The organism is Shewanella xiamenensis (genome assembly GCF_014647135.1).
In the GTDB taxonomy this organism is placed as follows: domain Bacteria; phylum Pseudomonadota; class Gammaproteobacteria; order Enterobacterales; family Shewanellaceae; genus Shewanella; species Shewanella xiamenensis.
This window is the reverse complement of record NZ_BMOP01000004.1, coordinates 23,441-50,426: the sequence shown is the minus strand read 5'-3', so window position 1 is coordinate 50,426 and position 26,986 is coordinate 23,441. Positions and strand designations below refer to the sequence as shown.

Sequence of the window (26,986 nt, the reverse complement as noted above, 5' to 3'; positions counted from 1 at the left end):
TAGCGCCATCTCTGACCCCTGCAATTATAAATATAAGGTGAATTGACGTGATGGAGATCATCCGCGGAGCCCCAGCACTCTCGACGTTTAGAGTGCAAAAGCTAATGGAGGCCTGCGTAAACGCTGCGCTTCCGGTACGCCAAATCTATGCTGAGTATGTTCATTTAGCGGATTTGAGCGAGTTGCTTGAGACCAATGAGCGCAAGCAACTTGAAAAAATTCTCACCTATGGACCTGCTATCGAAGCCCATACCCCCCAAGGTTCACTCCTGTTTGTTACTCCCCGCCCCGGCACAATTTCCCCATGGTCTTCAAAAGCTACTGATATTGCCCACAATTGTGGTCTAGGTAAGGTAAAGCGTTTGGAACGTGGTGTTGCCTATTATGTGGAGTCAGACACTTTGACTGCCGAGCAGCAACAAACCCTTAAAGGGTTATTGCACGACCGTATGGTTGAAGTGGTTCTGGACGATTTTGCAAAGGCCGATGTGCTGTTTAAACGCACTGAACCGGCGCCTTTCAAGAGTGTGAACGTGTTGGCTGAAGGTCGCCGAGCCCTTGAAGTGGCCAACGTCGAAATGGGTCTGGCGCTTGCTGAAGATGAAATCGATTATTTAGTCGAAAACTTTGTCCGTTTGAACCGCAATCCAAATGATATCGAACTGATGATGTTTGCTCAGGCTAACTCTGAGCACTGCCGTCACAAGATTTTTAACGCAGATTGGACAATTGATGGTGAGGCGCAGCCTAAGTCTCTGTTCAAAATGATTAAAAATACCTTTGAAACCACACCCGACCACGTGTTATCTGCCTATAAAGATAATGCTGCTGTGATGGAAGGTTCGGTTGCGGGACGTTTCTTCCCCGATCCAAACGGTGTTTATAGCTATCACACTGAACCAATGCACGTACTGATGAAAGTGGAAACCCACAACCATCCTACGGCAATCAGTCCATACCCTGGTGCGGCGACGGGTTCAGGTGGTGAGATCCGTGACGAAGGTGCAACTGGTCGTGGCTCTAAGCCTAAAGCGGGTTTAACTGGCTTTAGCGTATCGAATTTAAAAATCCCAGGTTTTGTTCAACCTTGGGAAGGTAATTATGGTAAGCCGGATCGCATCGTTAGCGCTCTGGATATTATGACCGAAGGCCCATTAGGCGGCGCCGCGTTTAACAACGAGTTTGGTCGTCCAGCCCTGTTAGGTTACTTCCGTACCTATGAGCAAGAAGTCTCTAGCCACAACGGCGTAGAAGTCCGTGGTTATCATAAGCCCATTATGTTAGCGGGTGGTTTAGGTAATATTCGCGAAGAGCATGTACAAAAAGGCGAAATCACCGTCGGTGCTAAGCTGATCGTACTCGGTGGCCCTGCGATGAATATCGGTCTGGGCGGCGGCGCGGCTTCTTCGATGGCGTCAGGTCAATCGAGCGAAGATTTAGACTTTGCGTCAGTACAGCGTGAAAACCCAGAAATGGAGCGCCGCTGTCAGGAAGTGATCGACCGCTGCTGGCAGTTAGGCGATAAAAACCCAATCCAATTTATCCATGATGTGGGCGCGGGTGGTTTATCTAACGCATTCCCTGAGTTAGTGAATGATGGCGGCCGTGGTGGTATCTTCAATCTGCGCAATGTGCCATCGGACGAGCCGGGCATGAGCCCGCTGGAGATCTGGTGTAACGAATCGCAGGAACGTTATGTACTTTCGGTTGCTGCCGAAGACTTGCCTTTATTTACTGCAATTTGTGAGCGTGAGCGCGCACCGTTTGCGGTAGTGGGCGAGGCGACGCAAGAGCAGCATTTAACCCTAGCCGACAGCCATTTCGATAACAATCCCATCGATTTACCACTCGAGGTGTTATTAGGTAAAGCGCCTAAGATGAGCCGTAATGTGGTGTCTAAAAAGGCGGTTTCACCTGCACTTGAGCAAAGCAATATCGATATTAAAGATGCGGTTAAACGCATTCTTAGCTTGCCAACAGTGGCGGACAAAACCTTCCTGATCACTATTGGTGACCGCACAGTAACGGGTCTAGTGAACCGTGACCAAATGGTTGGCCCATGGCAGGTGCCAGTGGCTGACTGCTCGGTAACGGCGGCAAGCTTTGACACCTACGCCGGTGAAGCCATGTCACTGGGTGAACGTACGCCGCTGGCACTGCTCGATTTTGGCGCCTCTGCCCGTATGGCGGTGGCCGAATCGATTATGAACATCGCGGGTGCGGATATTGGTTCGTTCAAACGTATCAAACTGTCGGCTAACTGGATGTCGGCCGCAGGTCACCCTGGCGAAGATGCGGGTCTTTATGAAGCGGTTAAGGCCGTGGGTGAAGAGCTGTGTCCAGAACTGAGCCTGACCATCCCTGTCGGTAAAGACTCCATGTCGATGAAAACCGCATGGCAGCAAGATGGTGTGAATAAAACCGTGACATCACCAATGTCATTGGTTATCACGGCCTTTGGTGTGGTGCAGGATATTCGTAATACCGTGACGCCAGAGCTGCGCAGCGATAAAGGTGAAACCTCTTTATTGCTAGTTGATTTGGGCGCGGGCCAAAACCGCTTAGGCGGTTCTTGTTTAGCGCAGGTTTACGGTGAGTTAGGCGATGTCGCACCAGACTTAGACGATGCTGCACTGTTACGTGGTTTCTTCGAAACCATGCAAAAGCTGGTGGCTAATAAGTTAGTGATTGCTTACCACGATCGTAGCGATGGTGGTTTATTCACGACCTTGGTGGAAATGGCCTTTGCGGGTAACACTGGCTTAGACATTGATATAGAAGATCTACAGGGCACTGATTTAGAAATACTCTTTAATGAAGAGCTTGGCGCTGTGCTGCAAGTGAGCCGCGATAACGCTGCCAAAATCGCCGCTCAGTTTGCCATCGCTGGCGTACCTTGCCATGTGATCGGAACGCTAGCCGATGATCAACGCATCACCATTAAAGAGGGTGAGCGTGAAGTGTTCAGTGAAACCCGTGTTGCACTGCGCACTGTGTGGTCAGAAACCACTTACCGTATGCAAGCGCTGCGTGATAACCCAGCCTGTGCATTAGAAGAATTTAAGCTTAAGCAGGATGAAACTGACTTAGGTTTAACGGTTAAGTTAAGCTTTGACCCAAGTGAAGACGTTGCTGCGCCTTATATCCTTAAAGGTGCTGCACCTAAAATGGCAATCCTGCGTGAGCAGGGCGTAAACTCCCATGTCGAAATGGCTGCTGCGTTTGATCGCGCAGGGTTTGAAAGCCGCGACGTGCATATGTCTGACATTCTGTCAGGCCGCATTAGCCTTGAAGAGTTCCAAGGTCTAGTGGCCTGTGGTGGCTTCTCCTACGGTGACGTATTAGGTGCCGGTGAAGGTTGGGCTAAGTCGATTCTGTTTAACGAGCGTGCTCGCGATGAGTTTTCACGTTTCTTTGAACGTGACTCAAGCTTTGCGCTCGGCGTGTGTAACGGCTGTCAAATGCTGTCAAATCTGAAGGAAATTATTCCTGGTAGCGAGCATTGGCCACGTTTCGTGCGTAACCGCTCTGAGCGTTTTGAAGCACGTTTCAGCTTGGTTGAAGTGCAGCAAAGTCCGTCATTGTTCTTCCAAGGTATGGTGGGTTCACGTATGCCAATCGCTGTATCCCACGGTGAAGGACATGCTGAGTTTGCTAGTGCACAGGCGCTGGCCTTAGCAGAGGCTTCTGGCACCATTGCGCTGCGTTTTGTGAATGGTAAAGGCGAGATCGCGACTCAATACCCACAAAACCCGAACGGCTCGCCAAACGGGTTAACCGGTATCTGTACTACTGATGGCCGTGTGACCTTGATGATGCCACACCCTGAGCGTGTATTTAGAACGGTTGCGAACTCGTGGCACCCAGATAACTGGGGTGAAGACAGCCCATGGATGCGGATGTTCCGCAATGCGCGAGTCAACTTAGGCTAAGGTTTTTATTGATAAAACCATCACTTAAGTGACTAAAAAGGAGCGAAAATTTTCGCTCCTTTTTTATATATAAAACGCATCTTTTAAAAAAATAATATATTTTAATATGTTAGCTTTATATGCTTTTTTTCTAATGCAGTCAATTTGAAAAATACCGACTTAATCATCTAAATACCTCTTAATAAGTAGTTCACACAAGTGAAACAAAACCTTATTGCCATTTTTTAACTGCTTTAATGCCTGCAATCTGCGGACAATAAAAATAAAAAGCCCCCAACTCATCGAGAAGGGGGCTCGTTTTGCGCTAACAAAACTTCAAATCAAATCAGTATTATTTCAGAGTAAGCGGTGAACGATTACAGCTCATGCGCTGTATAAAGTTCAACAAAAACACGCTTATAGCTGTTAACCAGACGTTCGAATAAGTTTGTCATATCTCTTTCTCCACACCAAAGTTAGACCTATGTGCGCGGAGTTGGGCTTGTCTGGGACACTTCACCAGTCGTACCAAACCGTCTCCTTAACACAGGAGATATATTAACCAATCTCACAGTCACTCTCAAACGAGAAAAAATACAATTAATCATTAAAAAAACTAATTAATATTAGTTGATTTGTTTTTTTTGCCAATCCTTTATGTCTTTTTAACTTATTGTTTATATTAGTTTATTTTGTGTGTTTGCATTTTTTATGATTATTGTTTTATTAGTGTTAATGTTGTTTTTTATTTGTTTTTTGTTGTTTTTGCTGGTTATGGTAGTAATTTGTACTAAAGTGCTTAAAAGTTTATTTTTTAATTCTTTTAATCTTGTTCTCTACTTCATATTTTATTTCCTGTCAATAGGGTGTCAAAGTGAAGTGTGTGCCCTGCCGCAAAACCCATCTAAACCCCTGAGTTTGATTGATTTGAATCAAAGGCGGGTGGTATAAAATACTCACAAATGAAAGCGATTAAATATCTTAACTATCTGATATTTATATCGATGGGATCATTTGTAGGATTGGGTGGTGAGGTGGAAGTCTCAAAGCCGAGCGATAGTGTGACTAGGGTCTCAGTATGCAAGGAAAAAGGGGATTTTTAGGCCTTGCTGCCTCGATGTAATGAAAAAGATGATATTTAACGGTTTATACTGGCTTCAGCTATAAACACAAAATGAAAACTCACTATCCTACAAAGGCACTTGCTATGAATGGCTCATGTTGTCGTAGCAATTGGACGCACCACGTAAGGAGTCACCGATGATTGTTGAAGAGGTTGTTGAGCTATCGCGGCTACAGTTTGCGCTGACAGCCATGTATCACTTCCTGTTTGTTCCCTTAACCTTGGGGTTGGCATTTTTGCTGGCTATCATGGAATCACTCTATGTGATGACTGATAAACAAATTTATAAAGATATGACTAAGTTCTGGGGTAAGTTGTTTGGTATCAACTTTGCCTTGGGTGTATCAACGGGTTTAGCGATGGAATTCCAGTTTGGTACTAACTGGTCTTACTATTCACACTATGTAGGTGACATCTTTGGTGCACCGCTGGCTATCGAAGGTTTAATGGCATTCTTCTTAGAATCGACCTTCGTAGGTATGTTCTTCTTCGGTTGGGATCGTTTCTCAAAACGTCAACATTTAGCGACAACTTGGTTGGTGGCTTTTGGTTCCAACTTCTCCGCATTGTGGATTCTGGTAGCAAACGGTTGGATGCAAAACCCTGTAGGTAGCGTGTTCAATTACGAAACCATGCGTATGGAAATGACCAGCTTTGCTGATGTTATCTTCAACCCTGTTGCACAGGTGAAGTTTGTTCACACTGTGGCTTCTGGCTATGTAACAGGTGCAATGTTCGTATTAGCGATCAGCTCTTACTACATTCTGAAGAAACGTGACTTACCTTTTGCCCGTCGTTCATTTGCGATTGCCGCCAGCTTTGGTATGGCATCTATCCTGTCTGTTATCGTTCTGGGTGACGAATCAGGTTATAAAGTGGGTGAGGCGCAGCGCGTTAAGTTAGCGGCAATCGAAGCTGAGTGGCACACAGAGCCTGCTCCTGCGGCCTTTACTGCAGTTGGTTTCCCAAATCAAGAAACCATGCACACCGATTTCGCGGTGAAGATCCCTTACGCTATGGGTATCGTGGCAACACGTTCTTTAGATGAAGAAGTGACTGGTTTACGTGACTTAGTGGCAGAACACGAAGTGCGTATCCGCAACGGTATGAAAGCCTATGAGATGCTGGTGAAACTGCGCGCTGGTGATAAGTCTCCAGAATTACGTGAAGCATTCGAAGCGGCTAAAGTTGACTTAGGTTACGGCTTACTGCTGAAACGTTACACCGACAACGTAGTTGATGCGACAGAAGAGCAAATCAAAGCGGCTGCGAAGGATTCTATCCCGAACGTGGCACCGATTTTCTGGAGCTTCCGTGTGATGGTTGGCTTAGGCTTTGTGATGTTGATTGTGTTCGCTGCGGCCTTCTGGCAAAGCACACGTCATCAAATCGAAGAGAAGAAATGGGTTCTTAAAGCGGCGCTCTTTAGCTTGCCATTACCTTGGATTGCGATCGAGTGTGGTTGGTTTGTGGCTGAATATGGCCGTCAACCTTGGACCATCTCTGAGGTTCTGCCGACCTTTATGTCTGCTTCGAGTCTAACGACTGGGGATCTGTGGTTCAGTATTATTTCGATTTCACTGTTCTACACTGTGCTGCTGGTGATCGAGATATTCTTGATGCTTAAGTTTGCCCGTCTTGGCCCTAGCAGCTTAAAGACTGGTCGTTATCACTTCGAGAAACTAGAAGCCTAAGCAGAGGATTTCATTATGTTTGATTATGAAATATTGAGAGTTATCTGGTGGGCTCTGATCGGCGTACTGTTCATCGGATTTGCGGTCACTGACGGTTTTGACATGGGCGTGGGTGCACTATTACCGATTATCGGTAAAGACGATACTGAGCGCCGTATTATGGTCAACACTATTGCCCCCCATTGGGATGGTAACCAAGTATGGTTAATCACCGCAGGTGGTGCCTTATTTGCGGCATGGCCTATGGTATATGCAGTATCTTTCTCTGGCTTCTATGTGGCCATGATGTTAGTGCTGTTTGCCTTGTATACCCGTCCAGTTGGATTTGACTATCGCTCTAAGATTGAAAATCCAAAATGGCGTAAATCGTGGGACTGGGCGTTGTTCTGTGGTGGCTTTATTCCACCGCTGATCATCGGTGTGGCCTTCGGTAACTTACTCCAAGGTGTACCATTCAATTTCGATGAGTTCCTGCGTGCGACTTATCACGGTGGTTTATTTGGCCTGTTGAACCCATTCGGTTTACTGGCGGGCTTAGTGAGCGTGAGCATGTTTATGATGCAAGGCGCTGCTTGGCTGCAAATGAAGACCGACGGTGAGCTGCGTGTACGTGCCGCGAATGCGACTCAGCTATGTGCACTGTTAGTGGCAGTATTATTTGCCGCTGCGGGTGTGTGGTTAGCCAATGGTATTGATGGTTATGTTATCACTTCAACCCTTGACCACCATGCACTGTCAAACCCAACGCTGAAAACCGTTGCGGTTGAGTCTGGCGCTTGGTTAGCCAACTACGATAAGTATCCTATTACTATGCTGTTCCCAGTATTAGGTGTGGCATTACCACTGTTAGTGATTGTGGTGAGTCGCTTAAATCGTTCAGGTTTCGCATTCTTATTTAGCTCGCTGACTGTGGCGATGGTGATCTTAACTTGTGGTGCAGCAATGTTCCCATTCGTTATGCCATCTTCATTAGATCCTAACGTGAGCTTAACCATGTGGGATGCGACTGCGAGTGAAATGACATTAACTGTGATGACTTGGGCGGCGATTATCTTCGTTCCAATCGTGTTAAGTTACACTGTATGGACTTACTTCAAGATGTTTGGTCGTTTAAACCGCAAACATATTGAAGATAACAAAGCCTCACTCTATTAGAATTAAGGAGCATCTACTATGTGGTATTTCACGTGGATATTAGGGGTTTTGTTAGCCTGTTCCTTTGGTGTGATCAACGCCCTGTGGCTTGAAAACACTGAGAATATGGACCGCTCAAGCGATGACGCTGAGTAATCGCTAAACTCCAACAGCGTAAATCATCTAAAACCCTGCATCTGCAGGGTTTTTTATTGGAATAAAAAAATACCAGTACGCTAATCCTAAACACGCTGCTTATTCGCATGCATAGACAATAAGCCTGTTTAAGGAGGGAAGATTATGACTGAAATTATCGATAGCAGGGGATAAGTCTGTGCCGTTGAAAATGGTTAAATCAATCGTAACAACATGAGAGGCAAAGTTTCTATTGCGTGCTGATGTGTTAGGGGATCAGCGGTTGGAGGGATGCTAGGTAATGTCGGAGTTTGATGTTACCTAAACGAACGATAATGCCGCAGAAACGCTAGTCAAACAGGCGTCTGGCTCGTTCGCTATTTGTCACTTGCTGTGTGAGGAGAGTTACGGCACATTGCTGCGCGTTTTACGAGGTCGAAATGGCTAGAGCGAACAACATCTTGCCTCAATACATCAACTAGGCTTTGATAAAGTGATAAAAAATACCGCCCAGTTGGGCGGCATTTAGAGTTTGGGGCTTAATTTTAGTAGTATTGGTTAAGCCTTAAATTGGCTAATTTGCTGCTTAAGCGCGACGGCGAGGGAAGATAACTCATTTGCCGAGTTTACTGTTTCAGCCGCTCTATGCTCTCCTTCATTGGCAAGTTCACTAATTTGATGCAGATTATGGGTGATCTCTTGGGCAACACTGCTTTGCTGCTCCGTCGCAGAAGCAATATTGCGCGAGCTAATCGCAAGTTCTCCAATCCTGCGGGTAATTTCCTCAAGTTGTTTGCCTGTTTCTTCCCCTTGATTTGCCGATGCAATACCCAGTTGATGGCTTTGCGACATTTGGTTTGTTGTCGTTTTAACTTGGCTTTGAAGCTTATCGATTGTTTGACCAATTTCCAAAATCGATGATTGCGTCCGTTGAGCTAAAGTGCGGACTTCATCTGCGACCACGGCAAAACCACGCCCTTGTTCACCAGCTCTGGCCGCTTCAATGGCTGCGTTGAGAGCAAGTAGGTTGGTTTGCTCGGCAATACTGTTAATCACTTCTGTGACTTTGCTGATCGCTTCACTTTCTTGGCTAACTTTCTCTACGGCTTGGTGACTTTGACTAAGCTGTTGGCTTAATTTAAGTAGGTCTTGTACTAAGCGTACTTGTTGTTGTTGACCTTCTTTCGCGGCGATATCGACCTGTTGGCTTTGAGTTGCACCCTCTTGAGCGTGATTTGCTACATCGCGGATTGAAGTGGACATTTCCTCAATTGCCGTAGCAATTTGATCCGTTTGCTGCATCAACGCTTGAGCTTCTTCGCCATTTTGTTTGGCAATACGCTGCGCTTTTGATGCCTGCTGTTCAATACTCTGCACCGAAGCTTGCAAGGCACTGATTAATTGACGCAGTTCCGATGACATAGTGGAAACACTTGTGGTGATCTTATCGACTTCGTTTTGACTACCTAAAGCTGATGCGGGGAGGTGGTGACTAAAGTCTCCTGAACCTAAGATTTCCATATGGTGTTGGAGTGTGTGCAAAGGCTTGAGTGAGCGCAGTAGCACTAAGGACAGTAGTACGGTAATTAACACTATGCCTGAGACGGCCACAATGGCATTAATCGTCAATAAGAGAAGGCTTTCTTCATTTAATTCATTTGCGTTAACTTGACCAATCAGCATCCAGTTCCAACCGTTAACACTTTGACTGTAAGCAAACATCGGTTGGTTTTTGCTGTTGCTATAACGCCATTCAGCTTGATCTTGGGTGGCTTGGCTGAGGGTTAAGCCATCAAGCATAGACTCTGTCACAGGTTCGCCAGTATTAAATTTGGGATGAGCGACGAGAACGTTGTCTATCTTACGCATTAATAGGAAATGGCCAGTTTCTTCTAGAGTGATTTTATTCACCGCATCTTGTAATTGAGTTAAGGATTGCGTGATTTCAAAACCGATATATAAGATCCCAATCACTTTTCCTTGGAGATCCTTAATGGGTCGATAGACGGTCATGTAGTCTTTACCAAAAAGTTTGGCGTAACCTTCATAAACCTCGCCCTTGATTAAGGTCGGATAACCTGGATGGGTTTTACCTAAAAAGGTACCTAAGGCGCGGCTGCCATCGGGTTTTTTAAGGGAGGTTGCAATACGAACAAAATCATCTCCAGCGAGAGCAAAGACCGTAGCGGTGCCACCTGTGAGGTTAGCAAAACGGTCAACTTTACTCTTTGAAGAGTTGATTTGTTCTTTTTCATGTAGCAATGCAGGCGTGTTTACGCCAAGTACATTGACCGTTTTATCCAAGATACTGAATTGACCAGGATACATTTCTTTAAATACATCGGCATTGCGTCTTGCTAGTTGCAACAAGCTATCGTATTGAAGCTCAAGCATATCGGATACAGCGTGCATTTCGGCTTTCATGGCACTAATGCCTTTGTCCTCGAGCACATTTGAAGCGGATTTATAGGAAAGAGTACTGAGTATACAGAAAATAATAAGGGTAAGGGCAAACGCGAGAGCACCGATCTGTTTTGCAATAGGCCAATTTTTATAGTTCATTCTGCGATCCTATAGGGTAAAGGTTAACGCTAATGTAACCTAACTTTTACGTCATGGTCTTGATATGGGTCTAAGATTTTCTATTATTTATAGATAGTTCGCTGACATATTGCCAATTCCTACCACGATAACTTTGCTTTATTTTAGCGGATAGGAATATAGCACTTTGCGATGGGGAATGCGGTCTAGAGTGATAAGTTTTGGGGTAAATGGATGACTTCCCATGGCTTATCGCAATCGAACCAATACAAGACGACAAGGAGTGACACTATGTTGGGTGAAAATCATGCGTTAATTTATGAGTTTCCAGATTTTGCTGACCATATTCATCATCTTAAAAAAAACAATGCAATTTTCGCGACCATGGCGCAGCGTTACCATGAGTTAGACCATAAAATTCGTGCTCTAGAGTTAACCAAAGTGCCCACCAATGATGAGCACTTTGTGGCCTTAAAATTAGAACGGCTTCACCTTAAAGATAAGTTGTATCAATATCTGGTTCATGATGCTATTTGAGGCGACAACGGCGATGTATCTAACCTATTGCGGTTTTTCATTAGTAGTAGATACATGGTTGGCACCCAAACGAGTGATAGTAAGGTTGTTAGCAAGGTGCCTCCCGCGATAGCGATGGCAAAGGGCGGCCAAAATCCGCCACCTGCAATAATCAGCGGAATAAATCCCCCCACCGTCGTGATTGTGGTTGAGCTGATATGCCGACCACAGCCGCTGACAATATTGATAATTACAGCTTTATCTCCCGCTCTGCCATTTGGTGTATCTTCCAGCTCAGCCAAAATCACAATCGCCGCGTTGATCGCAAGCCCCATTAGGCCGAGTAGCGCGATGATCACAGGGAAGCCAAAGGGATAACCAAAAACATAGACCGCAAGTAGCCCAAGCCCCGCCGACTGTAATGCGCTCAGTAAAATAATCGCTGTTAGCCTAAAGGAGTTAAAGGACAAGACAACTGTGGCCAGCAATAAGGTAACCACTAAAATGATATTAGACAGTAGATTACCTACCGCTTCATTGCGTTTAGCGCTTTCGCCGCCAATTTCAATCCGATAACCTGCCGGTAGTTTGATTGCGGCCACTTTATCTTTTACATCATTTAAAACTTGGGCAGGTAATACCCCGCTGACGATATAGGCTTCGATCGTGTTGACGCGTTGACCATTACGCCTAGGGATCGCCCCGCGACTGACTTGCACCTCGTTGTGGGACAGTGCAGATAAAGGAACGGCAGTGCCCGAAGGGGTCATGAGCTGGATTTCCGCAATACGGCTCGCCTGCTCGCGGCTACTCTCACCTAGACGCACGCGTATAGGAAGTGACTCGGTTTGTTCTAACACGCTGCCGCCAATCACTCCAGTTGTAGACATTTGGACTTGTCTAGCAATATCCGTCAGGCTTAATCCGCTGATTAAGCTCGCATCTTCATTGACCTGTAGCCATACCTTTGGTGACCCTGCACTCAAGGTTGCGCGGGTGTGGATCACATCGGGCGTTGCAGCCAAAATATGACGGATTTCATCACCCAAGGTGCGTAATGTTTCCAGATTAGGGCCAAAAATCATCAACTCGACCGGGGCATTAAAGGGCGGGCCTTGCTCCAGTTTACGCACCAGCACCTGCGCTTCTGGAAAGTCTTTATCCAAGCTTTGCTGCAACTCTGGGATAAGGGCGTTGGCGCGCTCAAAGTCGCTGGCTTTCACCATAGCTTGGGCATAGTTAGTGGCCCCCTGTTGGCGCTGAGTTAAGTTGTAATAAAACGAAGGGGTATTGCCACCCACAACCCAATCGACTTGGCTGATACCCTCGATTTGATGCAACTGCTTATCCATCAATAGCACTTGGTTTAAGGTGTTTTCGAGGCTGACATGGGGGGCGAGATACAGCTCAATTTGGAACATATCCCGATCCGATGGCGGGAAAAACTGCTCAGTCATCTTGCCTGAAGCGTAAAAACCTAACAGCGGTATTATCCCGATAAGCGTAGCGCTCAGTAGTGGGCGATTGAGCGCAAATCTTAGGCTTGCTTGAAAGTAACCGCTTACTAAAGGCACATTGATACCATGCTGATACCAGACAGGATGTTTACCTTCGAGGCTAAAGCGTCCCGCAAGACCGGCGATCAAAGTATGGGAAATTACATAGGAGCCAAAGAGTGCAAACATTACCGATATAGCGATGCCACTCACAAACTCTCCGGCTGCGCCGGGCATTAATACGATCGGCGCAAAGGCTAGAATAGTGGTAATCGTTGAGCCCGCCAAAGGCAACCACAGGTGATGTAAGGTCTCAGTCACAGCGTTTAAGCGACTCATACCCTGTTGGCGGCGCTGGGAAATGGCATCAACAATTACAATGGCATTGTCCACCATGATCCCAAGGGCGACGACTAGACCTGTGACCGACATTTGATGAATGGGTAGGCCGATATATTTCATGCAGGCTAAGGTAAACAGGGCGGTTAAGGGAAGCGACAGGGCAACGATAATCGCGTTTCTTAAGCCCAAGGTCAGCAGTAAGACGGTGAGAATAATCACAAACCCTTGTATTAGGTTGATAACGAGTCCGCCAAGCCGGTCACTGGTGTAACTGTTTTGCTCAAATAACCATTGCACTTTGATATTTGCGGGAAGCTCGTTGTTGAGCTCATCGACCAGTTGCTTGACTTGTCCTTGCCAGATATCAACACGGGTGTTATTCAACATTCGCGCTGCGACAAACACGCTTTGCTCGCCGTCAACGAGAGCGATGCTATCTGCTGGTTTTTTAGCTTGGCGGCTGATAGTCGCAATATCGCCTAGACGAATGATTTGCCCATCGTTATCGACTTTAAGTGGTACTTGGCGAATACGGTTCTGCGAATCGAGCTCACCCGAGACTTCGACAAGGGCGCGAAAGTGATTGTTATTGATCTCGCCTGCGGCAATTTTACTGTCGGCGCTGCTTAAGATTTTCGCTATGGTACCCGGCGTTAATTGCAACTGGCTCATCTTATAGCCATCGAGCTGGACTAGGATTTCTTCCTCGGGTGCGCCGTAGAGTTTAACGAAATCGGTGCCGGATAAGAGTCTGAGCCTGCTTTGTAATTCCTTGGCATAGCGGTTGAGCATATCCACCCTAGGTTGACTGTTATCGTTCCACACTAGGCTTAAAATCGCGGTGTAGGCGTAGCCGACTTGATCGTCTAAGGTCGGTGTCTGTATGTCATCGGGGAGGGTGTTTCTGGCATCGGCCAGCAGATCTCTCGCCCTTGACCACACAGGCGCAGTATCTGTCACTGTGTCTTTGAGCTCTAACTGGATCACCGAGATACCGGGTCTTGAGGTGGATTGAATCAGCTTTATTTCCTCAAGGCGACGTAATTGATTTTCTAATACTTCGGTGACAAGCGCCTCGACCCGCTCGGCGGAAGCGCCGGGATAAGGAGTGATGACAGAGGCAAAGCGGTTGGTGATATGTGGATCTTCGGTGCGAGGCAAACTGGACATCGCGCCAAATCCCGCGACCAGTAGTAGGGCGATCACTAGGCTGACTAAGCGACCATTTTCGACGAAGGCTTTAATCATGATTACCTCGTCGTTGCTATTGTTGTGGAAACGGCTTGGCCAACGACTAATTTATGCAAACCTTGAGTCACATATTGTTCGTCGGCTTTAATCGCTCCTTGGATATAAGCCATATCCTGCGTGGTGTAGAGAATATCGACATCGCGACGTTCTATTTGAGTTGAAGCGCTATCAGCTGTTTGTTGCGCCGTAACATAGATATTCCAGCGTCCTCGAATACCATCAATCAGTGCTGAAATTGGCACCCAGTAGCCTGCTTGTTCAACGGTTTGTTGTTGATGTAAATAGGCTATTTCTCCATTTATCACCTTAGCCTGTGCTGGTAGGCTAATCCGCAGTTGTACCGTGCGGCTAATGGGGTTGACCTCGGCACTGATCCCTGCGACTTTAGCCATAAATAGTTGATTCTGGACACTAACCTTTACTTCTTGTCCGGTAGTGAATTGGTTAGCAATGGCAACTGGGACACCGATATAGGCCTCGGTATTGATGCTACCAACTAAGGTAAAGACGGGGTTACCCGCTGCAACGACTTCCCCCAAATTATGTTGGCGCTGACTGATGATGCCATCAAAGGGGGCGAGTAAGTGTGATTTGTCGAGTTTGAGTTGATTGGCATGTTGCGAGGCGAGCAGGCGTTGTTTAGCCGCCTCTAGGCTGGTGAGTTGAGTTCGAGTTTCATCGAGCAATTGTTCAGAGACATAACCGGACTTCTTCAGTTCTAGATTCCGTTTGAGAGTGCTGGTGGCAAGGTCAACATCGGCTTGGGTTTGCGCTAAGCTTGCTTGGATTTCTTGGCGCTCGGCTTCAAGCAAGCGGGTATCCAGTTTGGCCAATACTTGCCCCTGAGTCACCTTAGCGCCGCTATCGACAGTTAACTCACTGAGCTTACCCGGTAATTCAAATCCGACGCCCGTGGTATTGCCCGCACGGATTGTGCCAGTGAATACTTGCTCACTCTGATAGCTAGTCGACAAGCGCAGCGGTGCCGTCGTCACGGTTTGTAATTGCGCAGTATTGGCATGCTCTGTCACTTCCTTTTGACAGGCCGTTAAGGTGGTGACGGCAATCACGCAAACGCAAAATACACGCCAAAAACATCGGGCCGCTTGATCCATTTGAATCCTTCCGTTGTAAGCTTAAGGTTAATTTTATGTAACTAGACTTGCTAGTCTAGTTGTGCGGAACTGGACTGTCTAGTCTATTTTATGCTTAACTAATACGAATTAATTATGTTGCTACCTTGAGTGAAGATATGACTCAGTCCACCGAGATCCCGATGAGCCGCAGTGAACAAAAGAAACAGCAAGTGCTAGTGGCGGCCATTGACTTGTTTTGCCGCCAGGGTTTTCCCCATACCAGTATGGATGAAGTCGCTAAATTGGCGGGTGTTTCTAAGCAAACCGTTTATTCTCACTATGGCAGTAAAGATGACCTGTTTGTGGCTGCGATTGAGTCAAAATGCGTGGGTCACAATTTACATGACGACTTGCTGAGTGATCCAAGCCAACCCGAAGCCACTATCACCGAGTTTGCGTTGCAATTTGGTGAAATGATTGTCAGCCCTGAGGCTATTACCGTCTTTAAAGCCTGTGTGGCGCAATCGGAAAGCCACCCTGAAGTCTCACGCTTATTTTTTGAGGCGGGCCCACAACATATGCTTGCGATGCTGACAAAATATTTAGTGGCGGTTGAGGCGCTTGGATTGTATCGATTTCCACAACCGCATCACTGTGCGGTTCGTTTATGTTTAATGCTGTTTGGTGAATTGAAGCTCAGGTTAGAGTTGGGGCTAGAAACCGAGAGTTTATTGGGGGAACGTGAGCAGTATATTCGGGGTTGTGCCGAGATGTTCCTAAAAGCTTATTGTGTTTAACTAAAGTGGCGTTAAGGTATCAGTTTGTATCATTCTTCGATTAAGAATGAACTTTTGTCTTGGGTAACACGTATTATACGCAACATATCATCAACCAGTAATGCAAGGAGCAGGCGTGGCTAAACCACTTCATTCACCAGTCAATATTAACCCCAGCATAGTGTTCATAGGGTTGATGCCTTTGTTGAGTTACTCCGTTTTCGCAGCTGAGCCTCGCCAAGAATATAAGCCTTTTAAGGTCAGCGTATCGCAAATTAGTACCCAGAGTGCCAACGTTGCTAATGGTGAAACTGAGTTGCAGCGGGATAGCCTGTTACTTAACGCTGGCGTGACTATGCCCTTGAGTCAACAATGGTCCGTTGGGATGAGACTTGGCTACGACAGACTTGACTACGATTGGCGTAATATTCGTTTAACAGGCGCCAATAATACGGCAGCATTGTTTAGTGATGTGGGTGAAACCTGGGAAAATATCGATCGCTACCGTGCGAGCCTATCTGTTAATTATCGGATGGATAAGCATTGGTCATTTATGCTTTCGCCACAAATCCAATATGCTTATGCCGATACCGCGTCCGCCAGTAATGCTCAAAGTTATGGTGTGGTTGCCTCGGCCATGTATGCTTTTGAGTCGGGAAACATGCTGGGCTTTGGTGTGGCCTACTTGAATGACATAGATGAAGTGCGTACTTTGCCTTACCTTGCTGTGAGCTGGCAGATTAATGATCGCTGGCGTCTAGCAAACCCTTTCCAAGCGGGCTTTAGTGGGCCAGCAGGATTGGAACTTAGCTATCAGTTCAATCCCGCTTGGAACGTGGGCTTGGGTAATTCGCGCCGCACGGAGCGATTTTTAATTGCTGATGATGAAACGGTAGTCGAAACCAATGAATGGGTGAGCTATCTACGAGCTGGTTGGCGTATGACACCAGCAATCGCGTTAAATCTCTACGCGGGCTATTACTTTAACGGTGAATTAGAAGTGACCGATGAGGCCGCGCTTGATCTCGATAACCAAGGCGCAGCGGCCTTGGATCTCGAGTTTCGATTTTAATTACTGGCCCAGCATGGCTTCTTTGAGGCTTGTCTGGGCTGGTTTTTCACCTAACCAAATCTTGAGTAAGGCTTGACGGAACATTTCACCTTCAATCGTGGCTTGTTCTTGGCCATTTTTATAGGCGGTCACACCACGGCTTTTGTTGGCGACTAAGGTAAATTGGTCACCTTGTTTAATTTCATCCTTAAATAGCGCCATAAACGCATCAATTTGTGGCTGAATATCAGTCGTATTATCGGCGGTTGCATGCTCAAAACCTTCGGTTATCGCATCACGCATTTTCTCAGACGTAATCATTCCAGACGTAATATTAAGGCGAATCGCGGCTATCGGAGCATTGATCACCTCGGCGGTGGTTTTGCTGGGAGTGGGCACGTACAGACTACCGACATACAAATCCATAAAGAATTTGCTGCGGACACCGGCGCCATTTAATTGCAGCGCCTGAGCATCGAGCGTAATGCTGTCGGCGACTTGAACACCTGACACTTCTTTAGCTTGGGTAAATAGTGGAAAAAGCAAAGCAGTAGTGAGCGTTAAGGTTGAGAGTAACTTCATTATACACCTCATATTTTTTAGTTATGGCCGTTGAGTGTATCAATCATCTGAGTGACTCGAACGGTGATTTATCTGTAGATTGCGAAGCGATACTAATCGAAACCCAAGAGGAGCGATAGCCTAATCTGTGCAAGCTATCGCTGGTGACTTAGGCAAAACAAGACGACTTTTCCTTGTCGAGCGCATTAAAAAAGCGATATGTGTGAAGAAATATTCGACCTGTTTAGTTTATTAGCTGACAGGGTCAGCCACGAACGCCTAATTTATATTGGCCATTTTGCTCAAACATCACCGCTTGTTTTTGCTTAGGGGAGATCAGGATTGGGCCATCATCAAAAAACAGAAAGCACTTCCAATTGCGGACAAACACATCCCAACGAGTCTCAATCACTTGATATTTTTCGTAGCAAAAATAGACCTGAGTATCCTCTGGCCACTGAATAAACTCGGCTAACATCTCAGGTAGACTGTTATCTTCACTGTCCCACGCACTCTGCCAATGATCTGTTTTGACCCATGCGTTGGCTTTGGCGGCCCAATCCCCTTTAGTAAACTGTTCGGCGCGGCTACTTTTATTGCTAATCCACTGATTCCACACCAGCATGGCGCTTTTATCCGTTAGCGGCAGAATGACAGTCTTGTCCTCATCGCTTACAGGTAAATCTTTGTGGTTAAAAATCCACTTACGGCGATAATCATTCAAAGGGATATAGGAAAATTTACTATTCAAGAGACCCATCTTCTACAAGTTAAAAATTGAGATGTAATATACCATTTTCAGCCCAGGCACACAGTAATAGAGTCGATAATTATCCTTTGAGACAGATACATGGCATGACTTGTTGTTTTGGCTTATATTTTGCTTGTGTGTAACCTAGTGATAGATTCGTCAATAATCAGTGATATCGAAGCTTGTACTTTTTATGAGCATGGGTGGTTCAATATGAATAACAGTTGGTTAAGGTCTCTTCTCACCGCAAATGATTCCATTCTTAAGGCTATCGAAGTATTAAACAATGAGATAATTAAAGTAGTCTTAGTTGTTGATGATGAAAGTAGATTACTTGGCACTATCACGGATGGAGATATCAGGCGCGGTATTTTAAGAGGGGTAAGTTTAGCTTCAAGTGTGTCAGAGATCATGTTCACTACACCTGTTACTGCGCCACTTGGCACGAGTAAAAAAATACTTGCTAAAATGATGCATGACAAGGCAATCACTTCAATTCCACTCATCGAAAATGGAAAAGTTGTAGATTTACAGACATTAAGTTCTGTTTCTAAAAAGTTCGAGCATCTAAATCCTGTTTTTCTGATGGCTGGTGGATTTGGTACACGCCTTAGACCATTGACAGATAACTACCCCAAGCCATTACTCAATGTGGGTGGTCGTCCGATACTAGAAACAATTTTACTCAGTTTCATTAGAGCTGGATTTGTCAATTTCTATATCTCTGTATTTTATAAGCCTGAACTGATTCGAGAGCATTTTGGTGATGGCTCGAAATGGGGAGTAAATATACAATACATAGAAGAAAATCAGCCATTGGGGACTGGTGGTGCCTTAAGTCTATTGCCGAAAAATTTACCTGAATTACCATTGGTCATGATGAATGGTGATATTCTGACAAATGTAGATTTTGAACGATTATTAGAATTTCATAATGATAATAGTGCAATGGCGACCATGTGTGTTAGAGATTATGAGTATCAGGTCCCTTATGGTGTCATTACTGGTGATGGGCATCATATTTTGTCTATGGAAGAAAAACCTGTTCAACGTTTTTTTGTTAATGCTGGAATTTATGTGTTAACTCCTGAGTTAGTCAGAAAAGTTGAAGCTAACACGAGAATAGATATGCCAACATTGTTACAAAACGTTATTGAAGAAAAAAAAGAAGTTTTAATGTTTCCAATTCATGAATATTGGTTAGATATCGGTAGATTAGATGATTTTGACCGGGCTCAAGCAGATATCGTAAGGTTAGGAATATAGTGAATTATGAGTAAAATACTTGCCTTGATTCCTGCCAGAGGTGGTAGCAAAAGATTAAAAGGGAAAAATATTTTACCCTTTTTAGGGAAACCTTTGATAGCACAAAGTGTTGAAGTAGCCAAAGCATGCCCTTTGGTCACATCTGTTGTTGTTAGTACTGATACAGAAGATATTGCTGAAGTTGCAAGGAAATATGGTGCATCAGTCCCTTTTCTTCGTCCTGCAGAGCTCTCTACGGATAAAGCATCGTCATTAGATGTTGTTCTTCATGCTATTAACTTTTTGGAAAAACAAGGCGAAAACTATGATCTCTTATTATTACTTCAACCAACATCACCGTTAAGAACGGTAGAAGATATTGCTCTGGCAATAAAACAATATAAAAATAAAAATGCTGATGGTGTTATTTCTGTTACTGAATGTGAACACAGCCCGTTATGGTCAAATGTTTTACCTGAAAGTATGCAGTTAGATAACTTTATATCTGATAACATTATAAATAGAAGAAGTCAAGATTTACCTACCTATTATAGATTAAATGGCGCAATTTATTTGTATTCAGTTAAGGAATTGAAGAGGCGAGAATCATTTTTTTACTCTCCAAATGTCTATGCTTATGTTATGCCAAACGAACGCTCAATTGATATTGATAATAAGTTAGACTTTGATTTTGCAGAGTTTATTGCTTCTAAAAATGTTTGATTAATAATATGAAGGATTTAATGTGATTAATAAAGAAAAAAATGAAAGCAGCGGATTGTTTTTTTCATCCAATAAATTTGGTGAGAAAGTTATTCATGCAATAAATCAAATCACATTTGATCGCTTCGAGTCAAAAATGGTTTTCAAATCTCATTTCAAAGATGAAATATTCGAAAAAGACACTTTTAATGTTGTCATCGGTACAGACTCAGGTTTGTTGATTGATTACATTGTTAATTTTAGGAATGATGATAATTCCGTATATTATTTCGTTGAGCATCAAGATGTAATAGAATTTTTGAATAAAGATGTTAATAGTATTGAAAGCGAAAATGTTTTTCTACTAAATTATGAAGATTTGGAAGGCATAATTAATAATAGTAACATAGCTCAGTATATATACAAAAATAAGTTAAGATTTTTTGAGTCGCTAGGTGCATGTTATGACTATCTTGATATCTACCACGGCATTAAATTTAAGGCGCATGCATTTTTAGAACGGTTATCATTTTTGAATCGCGTTACATTAGGTAGTGAGAATTTTATAATAAGGCAATTACAAAATGTATGCGAAAACATTCTTCCTGTTATGCCTTTAAAAGGGTGTTTTGATGGGGCATCATGCATAATTTTAGGGGGTGGACCTTCATTGGATGATGTTTTACCATGGGTTATTCATAATAAAGAATCAATGGTAATTATAGCTGTTTCAAGAATAGCGAAACGACTTCAAGATGTAGGGTTAATACCTGATATAGTTGTGTCTGTTGATCCTTTTGATGACAGTTTTGATGTCAGTAAAGAAGCTCTACTTTTCCCATCTCATGTAATTTTAGTTAACTCTTATCACGTTGTTTCTTCATTAGTCTCTCAATGGAATGGACCTAACATTTATCTTGGGTCAAGATTTCCATGGGGGAGTAAGTGTAACCTTGAGAATATCTTATCAGCTGGACCGACAGTCACAAATTCTGCTCTATCGTTTGCCTTAGGTGTAGGTTTTTCACAAATTCTTTTTGCAGGCGTTGATTTATGCTTCTCATCGGATGGTTATACACATGCAAAAGGTAGTATAGAAGCATCCTTTGGGCCTAGCTTAACTGCAGATGGTTTATGGGTTGAAACAAACAATGGACAAAAAGCTGAAACATCTTTTCCACTAGTAACAGCAAAGGAAAAAATTGAACAGGCTTTAGAAGAAATGGATAAACCTGTTTCAGTTATCAATTTGGCTCGTAATGGTGCAAAGATAAAAGGTACAATTTATCAAGATATTATTGATATTGAATTGAATGGAGTTTCTGACAGTGCCAGAAATATACTATCTCAATATTGTAGTACTTTGACATCTTCTAAAAAAAATGATGCATATAAGGAAGCTTTTCAAGAACTACTTAAGGTAAAGCGAGATTTATCGACAATTGTGTCACTTGCAAATGAGTGTATAGAAATTAATGCAAAATTCTATTTGAAGGGAACTATTGATCTAGCAGATAAGTTGCAAAAAAAACAACAAATTTTAGATAAGAAGTATAGCTATTTAGGAAAGTTACTTAAAGCTTATGGATTAAGTTATTTTGTTGAGTTTATGGCTCCTGATAATGTAGAAAATTGGGATAATAAAAAGCTGGAAGAAAATGGTAGGCTATATTATCAAGCATATATAAATAGTGCAAACGGCCTTTTAAAACTCATAAATAATGCAATTAAAAGAACTGAATCTAGAATTGATGAGTTGAATGATAATCCAAACTTTGAAAATCTCTTAGCACAATGGGATAACGATAAACAGTATGGTAGAGCTACTTTTTATTTAAATAATAATTCAAGTGCATTGTCTGAAGGAGTTTTAAATTCCTTTAAGATTATGGCGAATAAGTTTACTGAGTTGTTAAAATCTAATGACACTACGCACTTCAATACAATAAAAAAACAGGTGAGTATTGATAACTTAGAACATAAGGTTGTTCAATTATTTGCAAAAAGGGATATGGGGGGATTGTTAAAGCTAAACGCATCATTATCGATGCAACCTGGAGATGATGGTTCGAAACTATCTTTACAGTCTTTGATAAATGGCTATATCAATGTATTACGTAAAGAGCTAGATTTAGCATTGAGTTTTTTTGAAAATACAACTGTTGAAAATCATCGTATATATGCTCTTAATCAAATTGTCGGGATCTCAATCGGGAACCAAAATTATCATCGAGCCGTAGATGGATTGAAAGAATTAAGCGATTTTTCTCCTAGTTTTTTACCAAAGTTGGCACGTCTGCAATACTTGACTTCGGATGTTATAGGTGCAATTGAAAGCTATAATAAATATTTAACCCTTTATGGAGAAGATATTCAAGTTTGGCTATCATTAGCTAAATTGTTCTTTGAGATCCAAGCTTATGACTCTGCGAAAGTGGCTTGTGAGTATATTATTAGTGTTGAGCCAGCTAATAAGATAGCATATGGCATGTTAAAAAATATTGCCACTTTGGAATAGCACGATAAAGTAAATAATTATAACTTATTCATCGGTAAGAATTTTGATGGTATTTACTATTCTCTGCATGTCTTCATTGTTATAACGAGAGTCAACAGGTACTGATAGCCACTGAGTACTAATGTTATTTATTAAATTCATTTTTGGCCAGTGGTTAGGGAGGTAGATTTTATATTCCATTAATTTTAATTTTAATTTTTCAGCGTTAGGTAATTTTAATATGGCAAAGGAATAAAAGTCTGATTCGATATTAACGATATGATCGGATAAGGAGTTTTTTAAAATAAAATAATTTTCATTTCTTCTTTTTCTTTCATCTTCAATCTTAATATAAAACTCAAATAAACCAATCTGACTATTTAATGATATGCTGGTTATATCTTCTTGATTGTCTAAAATGAGTTCAGCTCTTTCGAAATCAGCTAAATAATCCTTCTCAAGTTGTATGTTAAAGTCATTGTTATGGTTAATATATTCGTACTTTTTGCTCTTGGCTTGATATTTTAATCTTGTAAAATTAGTTTCTGCCACTGGCATTACTAATTTGTGTTGTAATTTTTTATTACTCAACAATATACTACCATCAGCGACAGATGTAATTTTTCTCAGACTATTAAAACTAAAGTAGGGGTTTGGGACTGTTGGTATTCTAGGATAAGGGAAGAATACGTCATCAATGATAAGTATAGTTTTAGCATTAATGCTCTTTGGAAGTTGTGTTAATTGTCCAAAGTAATTTATAACGTAAAGTACATCGATTTCCTGATTTATTGAGGTCCAGTCAGGTTTAAGATCAGCTTTTATTTTATAAAAACTATATCTAATATTGTACATTTCTAGCATTAAGATAATTGTTGAGCAAATATAGTCCGGTATAAAAAAGTGATGCTTTCGTAACTCCTCGTTCTCTAAAATGAGTTTTAAGGAAAATCTTCCACTTTGAGTTAGGGCTTTTTGAGTGTTTTCATGAAACTCAGCTTCCCCTCCGATGGGTTTAATTCTTTGGAATGTCATAAAATTTTTTAACCTTCAAAGTATTTAAATCATATTCCTTTAGAATATCTTTTACTTTTTTACCACTACCCCCTTTATCATATGGATTGATTACACCTTTAATCTCATCTATAAATTCACTACTGTATATTTTTTTTATTGATTGGCGTATTGAATCGAGTTCGTAATCCACATCAATAGTACTTTTGGCTCTAATTCTCCCTTGTTGTCTATAACCTATATTAATACTTGGCAATTTAAACGATGGTGTTTCTACAATACCACTTGACGAGTTTCCAATTATGGCATCAATATAGTTAAGTAGCGATAAATAACGTTTCTGACCTAGCGAGGTAAATGAAATTGATTTATCTTTATTTATCGATACATATTTATCTATCATATCATTTATTTTTCGTCCACCACGGTCACTATTTGCCTTAGTAAATATTAGTAGAGTGTCTTTGAGTTCATCTAGTGCTTCAAGAATAGTCTTAAATGAAGCCACAATGGAATCTAAGTTATCAGTAGTGTCTGGATGATATGTAACTAACAAATTTTTTGAAAATAGTTTTCGTCCCAAGTTCATTTCTAATTCTTCTTTTGACATGAACTGCATTGTTCTAAGATTATCTAATCCTATTTCTCCAACAGTAAATACCCGTTCTGGACTCTCCCCCATTTGAATAACTCTATTCCTATAGGATTCAATAGCTGTAAAATGCAAGTGTGATAACTTAGTTATTGCATGACGGAACATCTCATCAAGCACTCCTTCGGTTAACTCTCCTCCACTAATATGTGCAACTGGAATATTTGCAACATTTGCGGCTAAGACAATAGGAAGTAGTTCATATCTATCCCCTAGTACAACAACAATATCTGGCTGTAGATCGTCGTATACCTCTGAAAATGAAATTTGAGCTAATCCCATACTTTTACTTATGCCGATGGATGAATCTGATGAAAGTAGGATTTCCACCTTTTTGGCTATGGGATATTTGTCTGTTTCAATTTCTTTTAGAGTGTAACCAAATTCTGGTGATAAATGTGTACCTGTAGTAACCAATTGTAATGTTAAGTCTTGGTCCTTTTCGATTTCATGTAATAATGGCTTTAATAGGCCATACTCAGCTCTAGTTGCAGTAACTACACAGATTTTTCTCGTCATTTTATAAGTTCACCAGGTTGATAATCCATATTGGCAGTTGTTCCTAATATTTCACTCCAACGGCTAGGTGGTATGCCTGTGCCTGGACGCATAATCGTAAGATTATCTTCTGTTAATTTTTGACCTTTTGATATAGGTTTTGATGCAACAATACTTTTTCTGACGATAGGTATATTTTGTAATTCACTTATGCTAGGTTCTTTTATACCTGTTCCCAGCGCAACTTCTAAGTTACGTATTGCTGACACCATTTCACATAGTTCGACAGGATTTAGGCTTGCCTTATGATCGGGGCCGCTCATTTTCTTGTCTAGCGTAAAATGTTTTTCAATAATAGTTGCCCCCATCGCGACAGCTGCAATAGGAATTTCTATACCCAAAGTGTGATCTGAATAACCAACTTTTACACCAGGAAATGCATTTTTTATTGTATTCATTGCTAATAAGTTAACTTCTTGCATTGGTGTTGGATACTGTGTAGTTGCATGTAGTATCGTCACCATGTCAATGGTAATACCTGACGTTTTAAGTGTATTTAGTGCTAACTCAATTTCTGTAAGATTACTCATTCCCGTTGATAATATAATGGGTTTTCGAAAGCTAGCTATATGACTTAGAAAAGGAAGGTTAGTTAACTCCCCTGATCCTATTTTAAATTGATTTTGCAGATTATTTAGGAATGTTGCACTTTGTGTTTCATCTGGTGTTGACATGAAGATGATATTTTTATTATCACAATAGTCTTTTAACTCTACAAAGTCAGTGTAGCTTAGTTCAAGCGATTTTAACATTTCAAATTGTGTTGTTGTGTTGCTTGTGTTCTCAATTTGATACTGAGCCATTTTTGCTGTCGGCGTAACGAGCAGCTCTGTTTTCCAAGTTTGAAATTTAACACAATCAGCTCCTGCTTCAGCGGCTGCGTCAATTAGCGCTTTAGCGAGCTTTATATCACCATTATGATTAACGCCTGCCTCAGCAATAATGAAGGTTTTTTGTGCCATTAAATATCCTTAGGTGACATCCGATACTTCTGAAATCGTTGAATTTTTGTATCAGAATGATTTGCCTGCCATGAGTCATTGAGCTGTTTTCGTTGTACAGAATTAAAGTCTAACCCAGCGATATAAAAAGGTAAAATATCTTTAGAAAACTTAGCCTTAAATTGAAATAAGCTATCATTTTCCGATGATGTTCGCCCACCTCCGAGTAACATACTTTTGCATCCTGCAGCTTTTGCTCGAACAAAGGCTTGTTCAAGTAAATAGTAATTGCCATTTTCATGTTGTCGTTCTAAGTTGTTAGCTGATAGGTGATAGTGTGCAAGAGGGCCTGACAGGAAAAAAAAACCTGCAGATAATAGTTCTCCATCAAATGCACGAATACCTAGTAATTGGCAGTTCTTATGTGTATGTAGTTTTTCAAAATATTTTTTGGGGAAATAGAAGAAACGATCAGCATTATTTTTATCCATTGTTTGCCGATAAATGTTAATAAATTCATCAAGATGAATGTTCTCATCAAATGTTAATTTTTTTTCGCATTTTCTAATAATATTCCGGGTTGTTTTTGAGTAGCCTTGCCAGCGTTCATGTTGTTCAGTTCGCAGATTTACGCTAACAACTCTTCGTTCTCGTAGATGAAAATCAAAAAGATTAGCATGAGCTGCTAGTTGGTTATGTGGATGAAAGCGTATGAACTCACAAACAATATTTTTTGTTACACAATCTGCTCGATAAAGTTGCATTGCTTCATTAATAAAATGTATATCCTGACTGTTAGTTATTGGCCCTCCATAACCATAAGGAGTTTCGAGATCAAATAGTGTTTCACTATAATCAGGATATAAATAATTCGGAATAGGGCGCATAATGCTTAAGCTTCGGAACCATTTCTCCCCTTTGGTATATTCAAATCGATAAATACGGTCATCTTCATTTAGATAAAGTTTTGCATATTCATCTTGGAAGTAGATATCATTTATTAATGTATTTGCATCCAT

19 protein-coding genes are annotated in these 26,986 nt (G+C 42.3%); 10 read left to right on the top strand and 9 right to left on the bottom strand.

The window, feature by feature from the left end:
- The first annotated feature begins 50 nt into the window (after positions 1 to 50).
- The 4 genes from purL (at position 51) to cydX (ending at position 8,018) form a co-directional block, all read left to right on the top strand.
- Positions 51 to 3,932 (top strand): phosphoribosylformylglycinamidine synthase, encoded by a 3,882-nt coding sequence (gene purL / locus IEY09_RS04990; RefSeq protein ID WP_188870294.1) that lies wholly within the window; start codon positions 51 to 53, stop codon positions 3,930 to 3,932.
- Between the two features lie 1,239 nt (positions 3,933 to 5,171).
- The gene (locus tag IEY09_RS04985) at positions 5,172 to 6,728 is read left to right on the top strand and encodes a cytochrome ubiquinol oxidase subunit I (protein ID WP_037420657.1); all 1,557 of its coding nucleotides are present in this window, start codon (positions 5,172 to 5,174) and stop codon (positions 6,726 to 6,728) included.
- A 15-nt stretch (positions 6,729 to 6,743) separates the two neighbouring features.
- The gene (gene cydB / locus IEY09_RS04980; RefSeq protein ID WP_037420654.1) at positions 6,744 to 7,883 is read left to right on the top strand and encodes a cytochrome d ubiquinol oxidase subunit II; all 1,140 of its coding nucleotides are present in this window, start codon (positions 6,744 to 6,746) and stop codon (positions 7,881 to 7,883) included.
- Between the two features lie 18 nt (positions 7,884 to 7,901).
- On the top strand, positions 7,902 to 8,018 hold the full coding sequence (gene cydX / locus IEY09_RS04975; RefSeq protein ID WP_011622029.1) for a cytochrome bd-I oxidase subunit CydX: 117 nt from the start codon (positions 7,902 to 7,904) through the stop codon (positions 8,016 to 8,018).
- A 537-nt stretch (positions 8,019 to 8,555) separates the two neighbouring features.
- Here the strand turns inward: cydX and IEY09_RS04970 are convergent.
- Positions 8,556 to 10,559: a methyl-accepting chemotaxis protein gene (locus IEY09_RS04970; RefSeq protein WP_037420650.1), complete on the bottom strand. Its 2,004-nt coding sequence runs from the start codon at positions 10,557 to 10,559 to the stop codon at positions 8,556 to 8,558.
- A gap of 270 nt (positions 10,560 to 10,829) precedes the next feature.
- On the opposite strand from IEY09_RS04970, the gene IEY09_RS04965 reads away from it, so the two are divergent.
- Positions 10,830 to 11,075, top strand: a complete 246-nt coding sequence (locus IEY09_RS04965; protein ID WP_047534029.1) for an HP1242/YdcH family protein — start codon at positions 10,830 to 10,832, stop codon at positions 11,073 to 11,075.
- Here the strand turns inward: IEY09_RS04965 and IEY09_RS04960 are convergent.
- Together IEY09_RS04960 and IEY09_RS04955 are read right to left on the bottom strand one after the other, a co-directional pair.
- Positions 11,060 to 14,140 (bottom strand): efflux RND transporter permease subunit, encoded by a 3,081-nt coding sequence (locus IEY09_RS04960; protein WP_188870127.1) that lies wholly within the window; start codon positions 14,138 to 14,140, stop codon positions 11,060 to 11,062. The genes IEY09_RS04965 and IEY09_RS04960 overlap by 16 nt on opposite strands.
- A 2-nt stretch (positions 14,141 to 14,142) precedes the next feature.
- The gene (locus IEY09_RS04955; protein ID WP_188870125.1) at positions 14,143 to 15,258 is read right to left on the bottom strand and encodes an efflux RND transporter periplasmic adaptor subunit; all 1,116 of its coding nucleotides are present in this window, start codon (positions 15,256 to 15,258) and stop codon (positions 14,143 to 14,145) included.
- A 137-nt stretch (positions 15,259 to 15,395) separates the two neighbouring features.
- On the opposite strand from IEY09_RS04955, the gene IEY09_RS04950 reads away from it, so the two are divergent.
- Positions 15,396 to 16,016 carry a TetR/AcrR family transcriptional regulator gene (locus tag IEY09_RS04950; protein ID WP_037424895.1) on the top strand — a complete coding sequence of 207 codons (621 nt, stop codon included), beginning with the start codon at positions 15,396 to 15,398 and terminating at the stop codon, positions 16,014 to 16,016.
- Between the two features lie 175 nt (positions 16,017 to 16,191).
- The gene (locus IEY09_RS04945) at positions 16,192 to 17,067 is read left to right on the top strand and encodes a DUF6268 family outer membrane beta-barrel protein (protein WP_229777715.1); all 876 of its coding nucleotides are present in this window, start codon (positions 16,192 to 16,194) and stop codon (positions 17,065 to 17,067) included.
- Here the strand turns inward: IEY09_RS04945 and IEY09_RS04940 are convergent, their stop codons facing one another.
- Positions 17,068 to 17,628 (bottom strand): chalcone isomerase family protein, encoded by a 561-nt coding sequence (locus tag IEY09_RS04940; RefSeq protein WP_037424887.1) that lies wholly within the window; start codon positions 17,626 to 17,628, stop codon positions 17,068 to 17,070. It lies immediately after the preceding gene.
- Between the two features lie 244 nt (positions 17,629 to 17,872).
- On the bottom strand, positions 17,873 to 18,358 hold the full coding sequence (locus IEY09_RS04935; RefSeq protein WP_229777706.1) for a DUF2947 domain-containing protein: 486 nt from the start codon (positions 18,356 to 18,358) through the stop codon (positions 17,873 to 17,875).
- Between the two features lie 213 nt (positions 18,359 to 18,571).
- On the opposite strand from IEY09_RS04935, the gene IEY09_RS04930 reads away from it, so the two are divergent.
- From IEY09_RS04930 to IEY09_RS04920, 3 genes are read left to right on the top strand one after another with little or no spacing between them, the layout of a single operon-like run.
- Entirely contained in the window at positions 18,572 to 19,624 is a 1,053-nt protein-coding gene (locus IEY09_RS04930; RefSeq protein WP_188870122.1) for a nucleotidyltransferase family protein, read from the top strand.
- 6 nt (positions 19,625 to 19,630) lie between these two features.
- The gene (locus IEY09_RS04925; RefSeq protein WP_229777704.1) at positions 19,631 to 20,326 is read left to right on the top strand and encodes an acylneuraminate cytidylyltransferase family protein; all 696 of its coding nucleotides are present in this window, start codon (positions 19,631 to 19,633) and stop codon (positions 20,324 to 20,326) included.
- A gap of 22 nt (positions 20,327 to 20,348) precedes the next feature.
- Positions 20,349 to 22,823, top strand: coding sequence for a 6-hydroxymethylpterin diphosphokinase MptE-like protein (locus tag IEY09_RS04920; RefSeq protein ID WP_229777702.1), 2,475 nt, complete (start codon positions 20,349 to 20,351; stop codon positions 22,821 to 22,823).
- A gap of 24 nt (positions 22,824 to 22,847) precedes the next feature.
- On the opposite strand, the gene IEY09_RS04915 is transcribed toward IEY09_RS04920, so the two are convergent.
- From IEY09_RS04915 to IEY09_RS04900, 4 genes are read right to left on the bottom strand one after another with little or no spacing between them, the layout of a single operon-like run.
- Positions 22,848 to 23,837, bottom strand: coding sequence for a hypothetical protein (locus tag IEY09_RS04915; protein ID WP_188870120.1), 990 nt, complete (start codon positions 23,835 to 23,837; stop codon positions 22,848 to 22,850).
- Positions 23,818 to 24,987: a UDP-N-acetylglucosamine 2-epimerase gene (neuC, locus tag IEY09_RS04910; protein WP_188870118.1), complete on the bottom strand. Its 1,170-nt coding sequence runs from the start codon at positions 24,985 to 24,987 to the stop codon at positions 23,818 to 23,820. The genes IEY09_RS04915 and neuC overlap by 20 nt, the downstream gene beginning before the upstream one ends.
- The gene (gene neuB / locus IEY09_RS04905) at positions 24,984 to 25,988 is read right to left on the bottom strand and encodes an N-acetylneuraminate synthase (RefSeq protein WP_188870116.1); all 1,005 of its coding nucleotides are present in this window, start codon (positions 25,986 to 25,988) and stop codon (positions 24,984 to 24,986) included. The genes neuC and neuB overlap by 4 nt, the downstream gene beginning before the upstream one ends.
- Positions 25,988 to 26,986 (bottom strand): GNAT family N-acetyltransferase, encoded by a 999-nt coding sequence (locus tag IEY09_RS04900; RefSeq protein WP_188870114.1) that lies wholly within the window; start codon positions 26,984 to 26,986, stop codon positions 25,988 to 25,990. The genes neuB and IEY09_RS04900 overlap by 1 nt, the downstream gene beginning before the upstream one ends.